The organism is Citrobacter sp. LST-B2, from assembly GCF_057983045.1.
Window position 1 is genome coordinate 3,928,958 of record NZ_CP192598.1, and the last position, 15,900, is coordinate 3,944,857.

General features: G+C 52.0%; 15 protein-coding genes. 9 read left to right on the top strand and 6 right to left on the bottom strand.

The genetic code is table 11. The features are described from left to right. Nucleotides 1–59 precede the first annotated feature (59 nt). The 6 genes from ACQ0PY_RS18920 to ACQ0PY_RS18945 all read left to right on the top strand — a co-directional run bounded on the left by ACQ0PY_RS18920 (nucleotide 60) and on the right by ACQ0PY_RS18945 (nucleotide 7,683). Nucleotides 60–935 carry a nickel/cobalt efflux protein RcnA gene (locus ACQ0PY_RS18920; protein WP_109739446.1) on the top strand — a complete coding sequence of 292 codons (876 nt, stop codon included), beginning with the start codon at nucleotides 60–62 and terminating at the stop codon, nucleotides 933–935. Between the two features lie 835 nt (nucleotides 936–1,770). Beyond that, nucleotides 1,771–2,304 (top strand): fimbrial protein, encoded by a 534-nt coding sequence (locus ACQ0PY_RS18925; RefSeq protein ID WP_043001829.1) that lies wholly within the window; start codon nucleotides 1,771–1,773, stop codon nucleotides 2,302–2,304. Nucleotides 2,305–2,356: 52 nt separating this feature from the next. Next, the gene (locus ACQ0PY_RS18930; protein WP_109739447.1) at nucleotides 2,357–3,109 is read left to right on the top strand and encodes a fimbria/pilus periplasmic chaperone; all 753 of its coding nucleotides are present in this window, start codon (nucleotides 2,357–2,359) and stop codon (nucleotides 3,107–3,109) included. Beyond that, a complete protein-coding gene (locus ACQ0PY_RS18935; RefSeq protein WP_109739448.1) occupies nucleotides 3,090–5,645 on the top strand; it encodes a fimbrial outer membrane usher protein in 2,556 nt (851 codons plus the stop codon). Before ACQ0PY_RS18930 ends, ACQ0PY_RS18935 begins: the two co-directional genes overlap by 20 nt. Before the next feature lie 6 nt (nucleotides 5,646–5,651). Then, nucleotides 5,652–6,992, top strand: coding sequence for a fimbrial usher protein StbD (gene stbD / locus ACQ0PY_RS18940; RefSeq protein WP_109739449.1), 1,341 nt, complete (start codon nucleotides 5,652–5,654; stop codon nucleotides 6,990–6,992). Further along, nucleotides 6,958–7,683 carry a fimbria/pilus periplasmic chaperone gene (locus tag ACQ0PY_RS18945; protein WP_044254144.1) on the top strand — a complete coding sequence of 242 codons (726 nt, stop codon included), beginning with the start codon at nucleotides 6,958–6,960 and terminating at the stop codon, nucleotides 7,681–7,683. The genes stbD and ACQ0PY_RS18945 overlap by 35 nt, the downstream gene beginning before the upstream one ends. Before the next feature lie 31 nt (nucleotides 7,684–7,714). Here ACQ0PY_RS18945 and ACQ0PY_RS18950 read toward each other — a convergent pair whose 3' ends face one another. Further along, nucleotides 7,715–7,987 carry a GNAT family N-acetyltransferase gene (locus tag ACQ0PY_RS18950; RefSeq protein ID WP_042999446.1) on the bottom strand — a complete coding sequence of 91 codons (273 nt, stop codon included), beginning with the start codon at nucleotides 7,985–7,987 and terminating at the stop codon, nucleotides 7,715–7,717. A gap of 11 nt (nucleotides 7,988–7,998) precedes the next feature. Further along, nucleotides 7,999–8,229: a 4Fe-4S mono-cluster protein YjdI gene (gene yjdI, locus ACQ0PY_RS18955; protein WP_042999445.1), complete on the bottom strand. Its 231-nt coding sequence runs from the start codon at nucleotides 8,227–8,229 to the stop codon at nucleotides 7,999–8,001. A 615-nt stretch (nucleotides 8,230–8,844) separates the two neighbouring features. Between yjdI and ACQ0PY_RS18960 the strand changes: the two genes are divergently transcribed. Continuing rightward, nucleotides 8,845–9,693: a winged helix-turn-helix domain-containing protein gene (locus ACQ0PY_RS18960; protein ID WP_042999444.1), complete on the top strand. Its 849-nt coding sequence runs from the start codon at nucleotides 8,845–8,847 to the stop codon at nucleotides 9,691–9,693. A gap of 106 nt (nucleotides 9,694–9,799) precedes the next feature. After that, nucleotides 9,800–10,168 (top strand): hypothetical protein, encoded by a 369-nt coding sequence (locus tag ACQ0PY_RS18965; RefSeq protein ID WP_224267557.1) that lies wholly within the window; start codon nucleotides 9,800–9,802, stop codon nucleotides 10,166–10,168. Between the two features lie 45 nt (nucleotides 10,169–10,213). On the opposite strand, the gene ACQ0PY_RS18970 is transcribed toward ACQ0PY_RS18965, so the two are convergent. Beyond that, nucleotides 10,214–10,765, bottom strand: coding sequence for a hypothetical protein (locus ACQ0PY_RS18970; protein WP_042999442.1), 552 nt, complete (start codon nucleotides 10,763–10,765; stop codon nucleotides 10,214–10,216). A gap of 277 nt (nucleotides 10,766–11,042) precedes the next feature. On the opposite strand from ACQ0PY_RS18970, the gene ACQ0PY_RS18975 reads away from it, so the two are divergent. After that, on the top strand, nucleotides 11,043–11,666 hold the full coding sequence (locus ACQ0PY_RS18975) for an ECs1377 family protein (RefSeq protein WP_109739450.1): 624 nt from the start codon (nucleotides 11,043–11,045) through the stop codon (nucleotides 11,664–11,666). On the opposite strand, the gene ACQ0PY_RS18980 is transcribed toward ACQ0PY_RS18975, so the two are convergent. The 3 genes from ACQ0PY_RS18980 to ACQ0PY_RS18990 form a co-directional block, all read right to left on the bottom strand. Next, on the bottom strand, nucleotides 11,663–12,187 hold the full coding sequence (locus tag ACQ0PY_RS18980) for an HD domain-containing protein (protein WP_109739451.1): 525 nt from the start codon (nucleotides 12,185–12,187) through the stop codon (nucleotides 11,663–11,665). The two genes, ACQ0PY_RS18975 and ACQ0PY_RS18980, sit on opposite strands and share 4 nt — an antisense overlap. 139 nt (nucleotides 12,188–12,326) lie before the next feature. Further along, entirely contained in the window at nucleotides 12,327–13,439 is a 1,113-nt protein-coding gene (locus ACQ0PY_RS18985) for a fimbrial protein (protein ID WP_224788370.1), read from the bottom strand. Then, complete coding sequence (locus ACQ0PY_RS18990) at nucleotides 13,436–15,895, bottom strand: fimbria/pilus outer membrane usher protein (RefSeq protein WP_224788371.1); 2,460 nt, start codon at nucleotides 15,893–15,895, stop codon at nucleotides 13,436–13,438. The genes ACQ0PY_RS18985 and ACQ0PY_RS18990 overlap by 4 nt, the downstream gene beginning before the upstream one ends. Nucleotides 15,896–15,900 lie beyond the last annotated feature (5 nt).

Sequence of the window (15,900 nt, forward strand, 5' to 3'; positions counted from 1 at the left end):
GTATTTAGTACTGGGGGGGAGTAGAATCGGGCAAAGACAAGCAACTAAGAATCATTATCATGGGTGAATTTTCAACACTTCTTCAGCAAGGTAACGCGTGGTTTTTCATTCCCAGCGCGATTCTTCTCGGCGTGCTGCATGGACTGGAACCCGGTCACTCGAAAACGATGATGGCAGCATTTATCATCGCCATTAAAGGAACCATTAAGCAGGCGGTGATGCTGGGACTGGCGGCAACGCTCTCCCATACCGCCGTGGTCTGGCTGATCGCCCTCGGTGGCATGTACATCAGTCGGGCGTTTACCGCAGAATCTGTGGAGCCCTGGCTGCAACTGATTTCCGCGTTTATTATTCTGGGCACCGCAACCTGGATGTTCTGGCGGACATGGCAGGGTGAGCGAAACTGGCTCACCGCCACGCAGCATGATCACCACCATGACCACCATGATCATGCGCATCACGATCATCATGACCACCACGAACACCACGATCACGACCATCATCATGACCACTGCGATCTGGCGGGACTGACTGAGGGGTCGAAAGCATATCAGGATGCCCATGAACGCGCGCATGCCAGCGATATTCAACGCCGCTTTCACGACAAAGAGGTGACCAATGGGCAAATCTTATTGTTCGGTCTGACCGGCGGACTGATCCCCTGTCCAGCCGCGATTACCGTACTGCTGATTTGTATCCAGTTAAAGGCCTTCACGCTCGGCGCAACAATGGTGCTCTGCTTTAGCCTGGGGCTGGCGATTACGCTGGTGGCCGTCGGCGTGGGCGCAGCAGTCAGCGTCCATCAGGTCGCTAAACGCTGGAGTGGATTCAATGCTCTGGCAAGAAAAGCGCCTTATTTTTCCAGCCTGCTGATCGGTCTGGTCGGTCTGTATATGGGAATTCATGGCTACATGGGGATTGTTCACACCTCCTGAACACATATTTCTGACGCACAGCGCCTGCCGCTGTGCTCACTTCCCTTTCCAAAAAAACCATCCATTTAGTTGCGAGTTGCAACTATTTGCTCGATAAATATTTCCTTGCATCACCATAAGGCACACCACGTTGGGCTGAAAATCCATTGTCAGTGACCATTTTCAGGGCTAGCTCTTCCTGTTTATTGCGATGAAAATGAGGAAAGCATCTCAATATCAATTACAGAGCAAAAATTTTTTTCCCATTTTTTGATGTCAAACAACCCGCAATTATTGGAACCCACCTTACTTAGCTTCCAAAAGAAGACAGGTAATCACATAAAATTCTTACCCCGGCATAGCATCATAAAAATGGTTAGCACGGTTAATCATTCATTTTTCCTTATACATTAAATGTGAATTATCTTAATCTGGCAATCAATTAAGTCGTAATACGCTTTACGTCCGGCTCAACACTTCAATATTAATCATCTAATAATCTAAAATTCTTAAAGAAGTTACAGCCGATCTATTTCCAGATTTCAATAGACCCAACCTATCACGAGTATTCCATCTGTTCGTTTTAAACGATTTTCCTCTCCAGGAATTTTCCGGCTAATATCCACACAGACAAATTAATTTATTCATTCGGGTGAAATGAATCTCGCCACGAGAATAAAATCATGGTGTTGAAGATATTCTCAGCGCAAAAAAACTCACCTTTAAGAAAATTACCAATAATTTTATTTTGTCTTCATTCCCGCACAGAGCCATCACGATAAATGTCCCTGCGCATGGAAGAACCCTGACTCACAGGGTAAATCAACACGACTGATAAAAAATGGAGTTTTATATTATGACCTTAAATCGTGCCTTCCTTTCGGCGCTGATGGCTTCTGCGCTTTTTTCCACGAATGCACTGGCCTCTGACAATACCATTACGTTTATGGGCGAAGTGAGTGATGAGACCTGTTCAATATCGGTAAACGGCTCTGATGCTTCTCCGGTGGTATTACTGCCGACCGTGACGGCTACCGAACTGAATGCCAATCAGGTGGCTGGCGCGACGACATTTGATGTCGGTGTGAGCAACTGTACCGGCTCGTCTTCTGGCGTGCAGATCTCGACGGTCTTCGTGGGTAACAACATCAGTTCTGCTACGGGAAACCTTGGCAGCACAGGTTCTGCGACGAATGTAGAGATCCAAATTCTCGATACCAGTGATGCCGAAATTGATTTCCGCAGCGCCTTTACCGGCACCGGCGACCTCTCTCTCGCGGCTAACCAGACCTCAGCGAGCGCGACCTATAAAGCCCAGTATTACAGCGCCGGCGCGGCCACGACCGGTACAGTACTGGCTTCACTGCAATACGCCGTTTCTTATCAGTAAACGTCGTTCTGGCGGGAATGTACTCCCGCCATCCACATTCAGGGAAAATACTATGCGAACCTCTCATCGTCATCGCACGCTTATTTCAGGCTGCCTGTTTCTTTTTTTAGTCGCATGCTGTAGCCATGCCAATGCCAGTATTACGATGACAGGAACGCGTATCATTTATGATGGTGCGGCGAAATCGACTGATGTGCATCTAAAAAATAAAGATGCCATTCCTTATGTTGTCCAGAGCTGGTTCGATAACGGTAATATGGCCGATGGCCCGGAAAAGTCTGCGCAGGTTCCGTTTATTGCCACGCCTCCGGCATTTCGCATTCAACCAGGCGAAGGACAAATCATTCGTATTGTTTACACTCAAGGAAAAAAATTACCACAGGACCGGGAGTCACTGGTCTATTTTAATTTCATGCAAATTCCTCCCGCCAATGCCGGACAATCAGCGAGCCAAACCGAAAAACAAAATAGCCTGCTGATTATGTTGCGCAATCGGGTCAAACTTTTTTATCGCCCGGCAGGACTGGTCGGCGATCCGCAAAAAATGCTGGAGAATCTGCAGGTCAAACGGATTAACGGAAATAAAGAACTGGCGATAAGTATTAAGAACAATCAGCCTTATTTCGTTACGGTCGCGGCCCTGCAACCTGGCGGGTCGTCGCAAATCCAGCACCCTAAAAATGACATGATCTCGCCTTTTGCCAGCGAAACGTTTCACTTTCCGCGAACCGCTGACGCGCAGCGCGTACGCATTACCTTGATCAACGATCAGGGAGCACGCATCAGTGCCGACTATCCGCTGTAACACCGTCGTCGCGCCCCTGATCGGCCTGGCGTTAGTTCCGGCGACGGCGTGTGCGGAATACTACTTTGACCCGGCGCTTTTGCAGGGTTCTGATTTTGGTAAGTCACTGGATCTGGATCGTTTTAATCAGCGGGACAACGCCCTTCCGACAGGCGACTATGTGCTCGACGTATATCTTAACAACCAGTTGATTCGTCGCCAGGCATCGATCGCCCTGGTCAAACCCAAAGGCGACAAAACTGATGTGCAACCCTGCCTGTCACCGGAACTGATTGCCCTCAGCGCCATACGTACGACGCAAAATGTAACCCCTAACATCTGTCTGCCGATCGACAGTCTGGGCCCGAAAATCAACTGGGAGGTGGATTTAAGCTCGCTGCGCCTGAACATGGTGGTTCCCCAGGCGGGGCTATTACATTCGCCACGAGGATTCATCCCGGTCTCCGAATGGGACGCCGGGGAAACCGCGCTGTTTCTGCGCCACAATACCAACTTTTACCACACCGAAAACACAGACAGCCATCTGCGCTATGACTATCTGTGGAGCAATATCAATGCTGGCTTCAACCTTGGCCTGTGGCAGATTCGCCATCAGGGCAACCTGCGCTACGCCGATGACAATCAGACGGGAAGACACTACAAATACAATGCGGTTGCCACCTCGGTACAACGGCCTTTGCCGCAACTGGACAGCATCATTGCCTTCGGCGACAACTACACCAACAGCAGTCTGTTTGGCAATCTCTCATTCAATGGCGTCAAGCTCAGCACTGACCAACGCATGTGGCCACAGGGTAAACGAGGCTATGCCCCGGAAGTGCGCGGCGTCGCCACCACGACGGCCCGTGTGGTTGTACGCCAGCAGGGAAAAGTGATTTACGAAACTACCGTCGCGCCCGGCGCCTTCGTGATTAACGATCTGTACAACACCCGCGGCCAGGGCGATCTGACGGTGGATGTCGTTGAAGCAAACGGACAAGTTTCGCGCTTCACCGTCCCCTATTCCGCCGTACCGGACTCGATTCGTCCCGGTAACTGGAATTACGAACTGGCGATGGGCTACGTTCGTCAGTACTACAGCGTAGAAAATAAGTTTATTGAAGGTGTACTGCAGCGCGGGATGAGCAACGTGCTGACGGCCAACATGGGTTCACGACTGGCAGATAATTATCAGGCCTTCCTCGCCGGCGGCGTGCTGGCAACCTCCGTCGGCGCATTCGGTTTGAACACGGTTTTTTCCAGCGCTCATGTAGAAAATAACGAAAAACAACAAGGCTGGCGCGTCGAGGCAAGCTACAGTAAAACCTTCACCACCGGCACCAACCTGGTCCTCGCGGCCTATCGCTATTCCACCAGCGGCTATCGCGATCTGCAGGACGTACTCGGCGTACGTCGCCAGGAGAAAAACGGCACCCTCTACTACTCTGATACGCTCAATCAGCGGAACAACTTCTCGGCGACCGTCAGCCAGCCGATGGGTGACTGGGGCATGCTGAGCTTTACCGGCAGCACCTCGGATTACTATAACAACGCCTCACGCATCACCCAGTTGCAACTCGGTTACAGTAATAGCTGGCGTGACATCAGCTTCAATATCAGCGCCGCACGCCAGCGGAGTACCTACTCCAGCCGCTACTTCAGCAGCGTCAACGATCGCGATTTTGATAACGAAAACCAGCGAAAATACACGGAAAACACCGTATCGCTGGGGATTTCGATTCCATTCTACTTTGGTTCCAGCCGCTCGCAAATCAACCTCGACATGAACCGCAGTCGCGACAGCCGGACGGCCACGGTTGGGATGAGCGGGACGACGGGTGAAAAGAGTTCTACCTCGTGGGCGCTCTACAGCGGCATTGAGCACAACAACGACAGTGGCGACAGCTCGACCTGGGGCGGAAATATTGAACATCGCACCTCCGTCGGCGCCTTTCGCGCTTATGCCTCCCGGGGCGACAGTTATCAGCAGTATGGACTGGGGATGTCCGGTACGCTGGTCGCCCATCGCGGTGGGATTACCGCCGGTCCGTATACCAGCGACACCTTCGCACTGGTGGAGGCTCCCGGTGCACGCGGAGCCGAGATTCGTAATGGGCAGGGCGCGACGGTGGACCGTTTCGGTTACGCGATCCTCCCGTCATTAACGCCCTACCGCTATAACACCATTAGTCTCGACAGCCAGAATATGGCCGATGACGTCGAACTTCAGGGCGGCAGCAAGCGGCTGGTCCCCTATGCGGGCGCAATTTCTCGCGTAACGTTCAAGACCACTCACGGAAAAGCAACGTTGATTAACACCACTCTGCCTGATGGCAGCCAGCCACCGATGGGCGCGGACGTCACGGATAGCAATGGCGAAGCCGTGGGCATCATGGGCCAGGGCGGGCAAATCTACGCCCGACTCGCCGCTCAGTCCGGCGTGCTGTTCGTTAAGTGGGGTAAAACCGCCGCCCAGCAGTGCCAGGTCTGGTATCAATTGCCAACGACGCGCGACGTGCCGCTGTACCAACTTACGCTACCTTGCCGCCAGGAGTGATGGCTGATGAAATTATCCTCTTTTTTCCCGCTGCTGTTAGTTGGCGTCGTACTGGCACAGCCGGCATGGTCTGCCTGTAAAAGGGTAACCTCTGCCAACGATCTGTCTCAGACGGCGAAAGATGCCGGTTACATCGGCGCCAGCTGGGGAGGCGTTGGCGATAGCGAAGTCAAAGGCAAACTGGGGTTGCCTGGCGTTATCACCTTAAGCAGCGGCACCGGATTTCAAACGGAAGGCGCACTGCTCGCCAGTTCGACGGCCAGCTTTGTGCCTAATGGCCGCACCCAGGGCGTCAACGCCAATCAGATCTATTTTCGCTGCGACGTCGCCGAAATCGGCAAGGTGTATGAGTATTACGCCACCAACGGCGATGATGCCTGGGGCGGCAGAGAAGCGGTTGCCGGGATTGAAGGCGCTTACTACACCTACGTCAAAAACGTAGCGCTCAGACTGACAAACCTGAAAACCGGGCAATACTATTCGCGCTACTGGCAAACACGTCTCATCCCTGAAAGCGAGATGTTCAATGACGGGACCTACATTTACATCCCGGGCAGCGCCTTCAGCGATGTTTTCGTTGAGCTGTTTCGGGTTGATGACGCATCAAAAGGGGTGAACGGTTCAAACCGCTATGGTTATACCTACGCCGGACCGGCTGGCTATATCGCCTTCCACGGCGGCGGCATGAGCTCCGGGCTGTTTGACGGTGCTGACAGCAGAACCAACTATGACGGCTGGGGCGCCATGCAGTGGCCTGGCGGCTGGACGCTCACCAGCCAGAGTTACTTTGTGCGCGGCGCCGCCTGTCGAATCGATGACTATCCCGCTATTGTCCGTCTGCCGCCGATCAGCGTCGGTGAGCTGAGCGGCGGCGGCACAGCGCAGACTCCGTTTAACATTACCGTCGAATGCGAAACCGGCGCGATTTCCGGCACCGCGGTCTCGACAACCAGCAAAGCGAACGTGGCGATGGGTTTTCTGGTGAATAACCAGACGGCGGCGAATGCGGCAAATCAGTTAGGGCTTAAGACCGGATCGGGAGCCTGGACCTGGCTGCTCGATAACCACTATGGCGTCAGCGGCGTGGCGTCCGGCGTGGGCATTCGCATCTACAGCGAAAAACTGGGCGGTAGCGCTATCAACCTGCTGCCAAATCTGACGTCAACCGCCACGGGCAACGCTGGAGGATGGTACGGCTATGCCGATTTAACCAGTAAAACTTCAACAAGCGGTTCGACCGAATTGTATAACGGGGAATTCACCGCCTCGCTGGAAGCCATTCCAGGCGAAGCCATAACAGCAGGATCGGTTTATGCACAACTTCAGGTGGTGGTTAGTTTTCAGTAGCGCGTTGCTGTTGAACGTTCTGCCGTTCTCCGCTCATGCGGTGGTGAATAGCGAAGTGACCCGGGTAATTTTTAATGCTGGTGACAAAAGCGCTTCGCTGGCGCTGATCAATTCCCCGCAGCAGCCAGCCCTGGTTCAGGTCTGGACCGATACGGGTAATCCCTCGAGCCAGCCCAATGAGGAGACGACGCCCGTCATCGTACTACCGCCGGTATTTAAAATGCAGCCCGGCGAACTGCGCAGCATTACGCTGCAACTGACCGACACCTCGGTACTGCCGCGCGATCGCGAAGCGCTTTACTGGCTGAACGTGTATCAGATCCCGCCCATGACGCAGACCGACGCCCAGGTGGCGCAGAAAGTGGTTCTGCCGTTACGCATCCGTATGAAGGTGTTCATTCGCCCGAAAGGCGTCGGTGCGCTTAAGGAAAGCGATGCGGAGAAGTTGCACGTGATATACGCCGGGGCGCAAAATCAGTTGCAGTTAACCAACCCCACCCCGTGGCATATCACGCTGGCCGGAATAAGCTGTGAGTCCGGCAGTGCAAGCGGCATCATGATTGCGCCGCTGACGACGGTATCGGTCCCGCTACAGGGACAAGGAGCACCATGTTCATCGGTCCGCTATGACATCATTAACGACCAGGGTACCCTGTGGCATTACAATAAAGCCGTCTCGCGTCTCCCGTAGCGGACGGCTTACGCGCCTTGCCCGGCATATTTCAGGCCCGAATATCGTCATACTCGCGAGTTTTATCAAACTCGTGTTTGGCAAACGGGCAAAGAGGAATAACTTTGCGTTTTTCGCGGCGCATTTTCTCCACGACTTTCGCCACCAGCTGTTTTCCCACCCCCTGACCTTTCAGGCTGGCATCGACATCGGTATGCTCAATAATGCTTAAATGCTCACCGGTTGGAACAAAAACAATTTCAGCGACCTGATTCCCCTGATCATTATTGACATAGAATTTATTGTGACCTTCCAGTATTTCCATTTTCCCCTCGCTTATTTACGACGATATTGTAGCGCCCCGCTTGGGCAAGTATCGATAACGTTGATCACCGTTGAGACATCCACTTCATCAGGCATAATCCACGGCTTACGTTTCAGATTGAAAAGTCTGGCGCTACCGCGTACACAATTCCCAGAGTGCTGACAAATTGCTGTATTGAAGTAGACATCGATTTTCTCACCGGTATAGACGCGATAACCCGCATCCTCAAGTTGCTTATCCATGACATTGCCTCATTTTTTGTTTATCCCTTAAGCATAGCGCGTGAATATCACCCGCCACCACTTTAATGTTAGATGAGTAAATACTCATCTGTTCCTTATGTTTAAGCATAAAAAACCAATTATAGTGGCATTTAAGATTTTATATTATGCATTTAATGATATTTAAGGTTATTCGCTCTAATTGACTATTTAACATCAGGTCGGCATAATAAATCTTTCAAATGACTCATTAAAAAAATCTGTTTTTATTCAAGAATACTCATTAAAAATAGTGAGTTACAGAAAAGTATACCTGTCTGATACCGAATCTTAAATCACGACGTTGAAACAGATTTCAACGCCACTTTGTTGATAATCAGGCCATAATTTCTCCGGAATGCGGCATTGGGATGTTTAAATGATTACAGTAGCTGATTATTCATTGCGGCAGAATCCACCGACCTTGTTAATAAATTGCTTTGTTTTATATGCACTTATGTGAAACTTCAGAACAAAAACATTAGTTTCATAAATTAAACGACTTACTGAACTCATTTATACTATACGTAATAGTATGTTCAGAATTTTCTACAATTAAGTCTCTACTGTTTATAACTTCGAACACCGTGAACCCATATGTACTGGATTATTAACGATAATATTGAATTCAGACCAGACAGTAAAAAGTTAATTTCTGTCACTAACCCAGAAATTAACGTGGTTTTGACAACGCCTGCCAGTCGTTGTCTGCTTTTGCTGCTTGACGCTTCACCGGACGTCGTCACTCAGCAGGAATTTTTTAAAAAGGTATGGGAAGATGAAGGCATGTTGGTGCCTGCCAACACCCTTTACCAAAATATTTCTATTGTCCGTCGAGGCTTACGCGCCGTTGGCGAGACTGACCGGATCCTCGTCGCCACAGTCCCGCGCAAAGGTTTCCAAATCGACAAAAGCGTTAAAATTACTCGCGTTGCTGCGGTTCAGGAGGCTGAAGTGGCCCCTGATTCTCTGCAGGGTGAAGATGAACTGGATGTGGAGTACCGCACTGAGGCGGATCCCGCGCTTACGCCAGAAGAAATCGCCCCTCCTGCCCGTGCGATGACGGTAAGTAAGAGCAGCAGATTGCCGCTCTTCGTTAGCATTCTCGCCATGGTAGCGGCATTTTTTATTGGCGCTATCGGCATGAACTATTTCTGGCACTTTAGCGATACGAAGCCATTCTTCGCTGATTACACCTTCGTCGAGCAAGACAAAGGCTGTCGTTTCTATACCAAAGATGACAGCCACGATAACAAAAACAGCTTTGCACACTTTAAGGCGCTGATTCTGGGTTCTGGACTCGATTGCGAAAAGTACCCCTGGGTGTACTTCCCGCTATCACAAACGTCGCCAGGCTTAGCGGTTCTTGTCTGCCGCCAGAACTACCTGAAATCAGCCATTCCAGGTTGTATTACACTCTCTTTTCGTGGAGTAGGAAGTGAGTAAAAGAACAGTCATAACGATGAGTGCCATATTTTTACTCGCGGGTGTGCTCATCAGCGCGTTATACAATTTTTTAATGTCAAAACATTACGATAAACAGGAATGTTCGATGTCGCTGGTGGTGTTTCATAAAAACGCCCGCGCAAATATCACGCTGAACTACATGTATTCGCTGAAAAACCAGAACGGCATCGTGGCCGTCAGCGGAACCTATATTGAAGATAACAAATTGAAAGGGCGCATCAGACGAGATGTGGCCTATAACTGGACAGAAAATCAGGATTCGTATCACTTACATTCAAGCAGAATCAACAAGTTCGAAATTATCGAAACGTTGCCGGATGATCTGTTAGCCGATATTCTGCCTGATTTTTACGTCTACCCCGATAAAGATGTGAGTTACTCCATTCTCAATCAGGGTGTTCACGGGTTCCTGTTCACCATCGGGAAACGTCCCCTGCTCTATTGCGCCCGATAAACGGGAGAAAACCGTCAGCTCTGTGCTCAACAGGGCTGACGCGTTTTAAAGAAACATACTCTCTTCGAGTAAATTCTCTTTGATCAGCAGTAGATCGTGAACCCGGTGCCCACCTAATTTCTTACACGCAAGGTTGCGATAGGTGTATACCCGTTTCGGCGGTAGCGCCAATGATTCGGCAATCAGGTTAATATCTTTACCCAACAGCGATTCACAAATAATCCTTTTTTCAACACGATTGAGAACATGATTCCTGATAGCCTGGCGTTTTTCCATACCGACCAGACGCGTAATGATCATCATCAGCGATAGCAGAGACTGCTGTGCGCTGACAATCACATCGGCATCCAGGACCAATGCACTCCGCTCTGAGTCCAGTATAACCAGCAACTTACATTTTTTGTTGAGTCTGGAGATTTCTTTAGCACAACATTTGTTGAACAAATTAAGATGCAAAATCACGGTATCGTCGAATGTGAGTCTTTCAACAGGTAAATGAGGCATGGTTTCTTTCACGATTTCCAGGTTGGCCTCTTTTGCCAATAAGACAATACCCTCCTGCAAATAGTTATCATTACTTATAATATATATTGCCATCGCTTTATTTCCGTATTAATAATTTAACTCACAGGTCGTTTCCGTTCTTCTATATCCAGCTTTAGCGAGACATGTAAAAAATTATATTGATAAGCTTACGAATAATACAATTAAATAGTCTTAACTGGTGTGACATTTATAACTTATTGATAATGTGCATTTTAATTAAATTTCTTAAACACTCTTAAGTAGACAATTATTCGTTTGTCTCTGTATTCTGTCTCTTTCTCTATGTTATGTTGTGCCATTAGCGAACGGGCGGATGGGATGGAAAAAAATGACCAGGCGTATCGATTACCTGATTGAAAAATATCATTTCACTGAAATCAACGAGTCGCCGCGCATTGCCAGCCAATGGAAAGAGGTTCTGGCGGAGTGCCAACAAGAGAATGCCGGTGTTGAAGAACGACTGCGTATTGCGCTGCTTAATGTCGATTACGTAACCAGCTTTGAACTGCCCTTCCGTTTGCTCCTCACCCGTACTCCGCAACTGATCGACAAGCTGCGGAAAGAATTTGCCCTCACCCAGAAAAATGTGCTGATTAATGATAAACGCCGTGGCCAGGTTTACAGCATCAATGCCGATCTCAGTCGCGTCCCCGATGCCTTTCGCTATCGTCTGTCGTCGCGTATCCGCCGTATGGATGAGGAAACCATTACCACGGTGCCCTATCAGCAGGTTGCCAGTCAGACAAAGCATCCCGAGGAACGGCTTCGCCTGGCACTGGAGAGTGGTTTGCAGGTTAACGCCCTGGATGGACTGTTCTGGCTGGGGATCCAGCGTATTGCCGCCGATATTCAGCGACTCCGCGCGTCAGGCATGCCGATTCTGGCGTCAGATGTCGAGGTGTTCGATTCACTGACCGGCACGCGCCGAACCGTGACGGCATACCATCTTTAACCGGTTGTCAGTTCCTGAAAGCGGGATAAAAAAAGCGCGCGCGCCTCTCGTGGCATCAGTGGGGTGACGGTCAACCGCGTCGTGGGCGAGACCCCTGCCAGCATCGGCCAGTCATTACCGGGATCCAGATTGAGATCGCGCCGCTCGGTTGCCAGCATCATCAGGTCCACCTGTTTAATCACCTTGCTCGGGGTGAGAGGAAGATCGAAACGCTGACGAATGGCGTTATCCAGCCGCGCTTCAATCTCTTTGTACGCGGGAAGCAAGCGCTTTAACGGTGAGGGAAGATCCAGACAATAGGCCTCAGCGGCATCGTGCAGCAGCGCTTCAAGCGCGAACTCAGGTGGCGTTAACTGGCTGCACAGAACCCCGTGTTGGGCGACACTGTAAAATTCAGGCACATGTCCGGCAAAGCGACAGAGATGCGAAAGGGCGACCGCGATATCTTCAATCACAATATGCTCCGGTCGAATATCAGCGTAATCAATGTGTTGCCCGGTAATGGTGGCGATAAATTTCATCCGTTCTCCTGCTTCCTTGCCGTTCTTGCCCACGTCGGGCGCCTGGGTAGCCATAAAGAAACTACGTTTTTATATTCACTACGTAAATATTTTTCACCCCTTACCGCACGCTTTTCAGAGCGATCGCTTTTATGGCTTCTTAGTTATATTCCAGCACAAAGGTGGCAGTGCCATTTGCCCGTCCCGCGGTGACCGTCGATCCTGTCTGCACCATCTGTGCCATAAAATTGACCGGCACTGCCGTTGCGGCGCTGGAAGCGGGAACTTTCTGTACCACTGGCAGATTTGCGGGCTCATTCAGCGTCACCGATGTTCCCTTTACCGGCCCGTTACCACCATTATCGCCATAGCGGATCCGGATCCCGACGCCGTCCGCACCACCGGGAAAGTGCGTAATATCCAGCGTATCCGTCGCCCCGGTCGTCGCCGGGGTCGCGAAGAAGCCAATACGGATATCCGTGGGCGTAGCGCAATACACAGGGATGCTAAACGGCGCTGCCGAACCGCCAGAGGTACCCGGACCTTTGAAATCGCTCCGGTTCGCTTTGCCCAGATCGACAAAAATACTGGCGCGGGTGACGCTACAGCTACCGCGACTGCCGATGTCCACGTTCATCGCCGCAAGATCGAGAATCACCGGCCTGCTGACCTGATCGCCATTTCCCCCCGCATTCGGGTACGTCATCGACAGGTTCCCGACATTTGCCAGCGTGTTGGCGAAAGCATGGTTATTACTTACCAGTTGAATATCAGCGGTTTTATAGAAGGTCACCCACGCTTTCACCTCCACTTCCCGTTGCGTCAGCATCGACGGGCTCTCTGTGCTGTCGCAAACCGTAACCGACCGACTGCCCACTGACTCCAGGAAATGGATCGGCCCCCCGTCGCACTGGAAACTGAGTGAGTAGCCGATCCCGGGCAAGGCCGAATTGAACACCGCATGTCCGTCAATTATCTGCCCACCCTGGGTATTCATCTGCTGATAGACGATTTTTTTCCACAACGATGTCGTCCCTTGCCGATCGCAGGTAAAGCGAATCCCCCCACCGTTCACCGGCATAATACTGCTCATCTGAGTATTGACCCGCAGCGTCGGCAGATATTTGATGTTTTGAAAGTTCAGGGTCATTTGTCCGGTATTACCCTGACAGGTTTCGGCCTGAACGTACTGGCTAAACAGGCTCGCTACCAGCAGCATTAACCCGCAAATAAGACGAAAAACCCCTGACATCGTCAGTTCCTCATGATTCATAAACATTGTCCCGCCACCTCTTTCACCGGGTTCCGGTCCTGTGCATCCGCTATCCGGAAATGCAGTACGCACTGGCGGCTCACGCCCGCGTCGTCCCATTTCACCGCAAGAGTGCCTGCCGTCGGCACCCCGCTCAGGTAGACCTGCCCGCGTTCGGCCACCATCGCGCTGGCGGTACCGCCATCACCGACCAGCCGGGCGCTGGCACCAAAAGGCACCACATCCTGATCGCGGCGAAGCGTGAACAGTACGCGGTTGCCGATATGCGTCTGGTAATGTGCTTCCACCACTGCGCCGCCGCCAGGGATCACCGTCGCCCCCTGCAACTCGACATCCGCATCATCCGGTAACGTTTGGGCATCCAGCGCGATCACGTTTTTGTGATAGGGCGTAAGCGTGGGCACCACGGCATAACCACGCCAGTCGGTATGAACATTGTTTGCGGTCTGAATCGCGACGTTCGCCGCGCCCGGCGCGCGAACAATGGCGAAGCTGTCACCGACGTTCTGTCCGAGCGTGATGCCGTGCGGATGTACCACCAGAGCGCCAGACGCCCCCCAGGTCATCTGGCTGCTGTCGCGATCGCGGCGATACCCCAGTTGCGTCGTCCCATATCCACCGTGATAGTCCAGCGATGCGCTGCTGTTGCTACCCTGCCCCTGATTTGCAATCCCCTGCTGTACCGAATAGTAGAGGTTTTGGTTCTGCGGCAGCGCACCGTATATCCCCACCTGTTGCGAGGTGTAGCCGTGATTATCGGAAGAGGTGTTGTAGCTTACGGTGCTGTCTGACCACGCGCCGCCCAGCGGCAGCGTGACGTTCAATGACCATGAGCGATCCGGCGCGCTGTGTCCTGTCGTTTTGGTGTAGAAATAGCCGACGCTCCAGGCAACACGCTTCCAGGTACTGTAAAATCCGGCGTGCAGGGTTTGATCGCGATCCGCGTTATGCCAGTAGTCCTGCGAATACGCTGACAGCGAAAGCGTACCCACCCCTCCCAGCGCCTGATTAACGGAAATCTCTTCGCGACTGCGTTTGCTCCATGTCTGACCGTAGCGGCTTTCCAGCATCGCGGATTCGCTAAAATCGTAATATCCGCTGGAAGAGTAACGATAGCTGGCCAGACTGAACGAGGTCCCCGTTTGCGCAACGCTTTTCTGGTACTGCGCGCGCAGCGAATGACCGGTATAACGCTTACCTGAAGGCGTCGTGGTCGCCGCCCAGGTCGTATCCAACCCCAGCGCGCCCAGCAGGCCAAAACCACGCCCCAGCCCTGCCGCGACGGCATGATAATCTTCAGCCAGCTGCGAACCGCCATAGAAGGTGAACTCAGCGGGCAGACCATAAAAAAGCGTTCCCTGCATAAACGTCGGCGAACGACTGCGTTGCGAGGTCGAGTGGTAGCGCCCGGCGCTTAGGCTGAATCTGGCGCGTCCTTCACGCAGCATAAATGGAACCGCAGCAAACGGCTGTGTCCAGCGCCGCTCAGAACCATCGCTCTCTTTAACAGTGACCTCCAGGTCGCCGCTCTGGGCGGTGGGATAGAGATCCTGAATGGCAAATGCCCCCGGCGACACGTAGGTTTCATAAATCACATAGCCGTGCTGCGCGATGGTTACTTTCGCATTACTGTGCGCCACGCCGCGCACAATCGGAGCAAAGCCGTTCATGCTGTCCGGTTGCATTTCGTCATCAGACATCAGCTGCACACCGCGAAATTGCACGCTGTCAAAGACGTCGCCACGGGTGTAAGTATCCCCCATCCGCAGCTGACTTTTCAGTGAGACAATATCGCGCTGCAGGTAAGTACTTTGCGAGTCCCAGCGTCGGGTTTTATCGTACTGCATCGACGAGATGTTACGCAGGCGCCATGCGCCGAGGTTAACGCCACTGCGCAGGTTCAGATAACTGGAACGCCCGTCATCCGTTGACTGCCGGGTCTGCGAGCCGGAAAAAGTGTAATCGACGAAGGCGGCCGGAATGCCGTCATCCCAACGCGCGGGATCGACATAACCGTGGCTTTGCACGTTCATCGCCGCCTGTGGAATGCTCAGGTTCAGACGCTGAGTGGAGAAATCAAACTGGCTGCGGGCATCGGGAATGTAGCGTTCGATATCGGTGAAAGTGCCTCCATCAGGCAACTGACTGAAGGCGGTAAACGCGCTAACGTTAACCCCGTATTCCGCCAGTTGCGAAGGGGTGAGCACCGGTTTCAGTTGCCCATTCTCCTCGACAAACGTCACATTCTGCTGTGCGACCTCCTGTTCGTTGAGCCAGACACTGACCGGGTACGTTCCGGGCTGCTGTCCGCCCGCTTTGGCAAAATAGCGCAGGTCCGCCAGTTTCTGTTGCGGATCGCGTAATTCCAGCGCGGCAGGATCAAAATAGTCATCCGCCCACGCCTGACGCTGATCGCAAAACAGCAGTAAAACGCCAGGGATGATCGTCAGCAGCAGCGTCG

Bases quoted from the DNA above. Each gene is read 5' to 3' on its own strand.
- ACQ0PY_RS18975 (WP_109739450.1), top strand. From the start codon at position 11,043: ATGACCAGGCGTATCGATTACCTGATTGAAAAATATCATTTCACTGAA.
- ACQ0PY_RS18980 (WP_109739451.1), bottom strand. From the start codon at position 12,187: ATGAAATTTATCGCCACCATTACCGGGCAACACATTGATTACGCTGAT.
- ACQ0PY_RS18960 (WP_042999444.1), top strand. From the start codon at position 8,845: ATGTACTGGATTATTAACGATAATATTGAATTCAGACCAGACAGTAAA.
- ACQ0PY_RS18925 (WP_043001829.1), top strand. From the start codon at position 1,771: ATGACCTTAAATCGTGCCTTCCTTTCGGCGCTGATGGCTTCTGCGCTT.
- ACQ0PY_RS18950 (WP_042999446.1), bottom strand. From the start codon at position 7,987: ATGGAAATACTGGAAGGTCACAATAAATTCTATGTCAATAATGATCAG.
- stbD (WP_109739449.1), top strand. From the start codon at position 5,652: ATGAAATTATCCTCTTTTTTCCCGCTGCTGTTAGTTGGCGTCGTACTG.
- ACQ0PY_RS18970 (WP_042999442.1), bottom strand. From the start codon at position 10,765: ATGGCAATATATATTATAAGTAATGATAACTATTTGCAGGAGGGTATT.
- ACQ0PY_RS18965 (WP_224267557.1), top strand. From the start codon at position 9,800: ATGTCGCTGGTGGTGTTTCATAAAAACGCCCGCGCAAATATCACGCTG.
- ACQ0PY_RS18920 (WP_109739446.1), top strand. From the start codon at position 60: ATGGGTGAATTTTCAACACTTCTTCAGCAAGGTAACGCGTGGTTTTTC.
- ACQ0PY_RS18945 (WP_044254144.1), top strand. From the start codon at position 6,958: ATGCACAACTTCAGGTGGTGGTTAGTTTTCAGTAGCGCGTTGCTGTTG.
- yjdI (WP_042999445.1), bottom strand. From the start codon at position 8,229: ATGGATAAGCAACTTGAGGATGCGGGTTATCGCGTCTATACCGGTGAG.
- ACQ0PY_RS18930 (WP_109739447.1), top strand. From the start codon at position 2,357: ATGCGAACCTCTCATCGTCATCGCACGCTTATTTCAGGCTGCCTGTTT.
- ACQ0PY_RS18985 (WP_224788370.1), bottom strand. From the start codon at position 13,439: ATGAATCATGAGGAACTGACGATGTCAGGGGTTTTTCGTCTTATTTGC.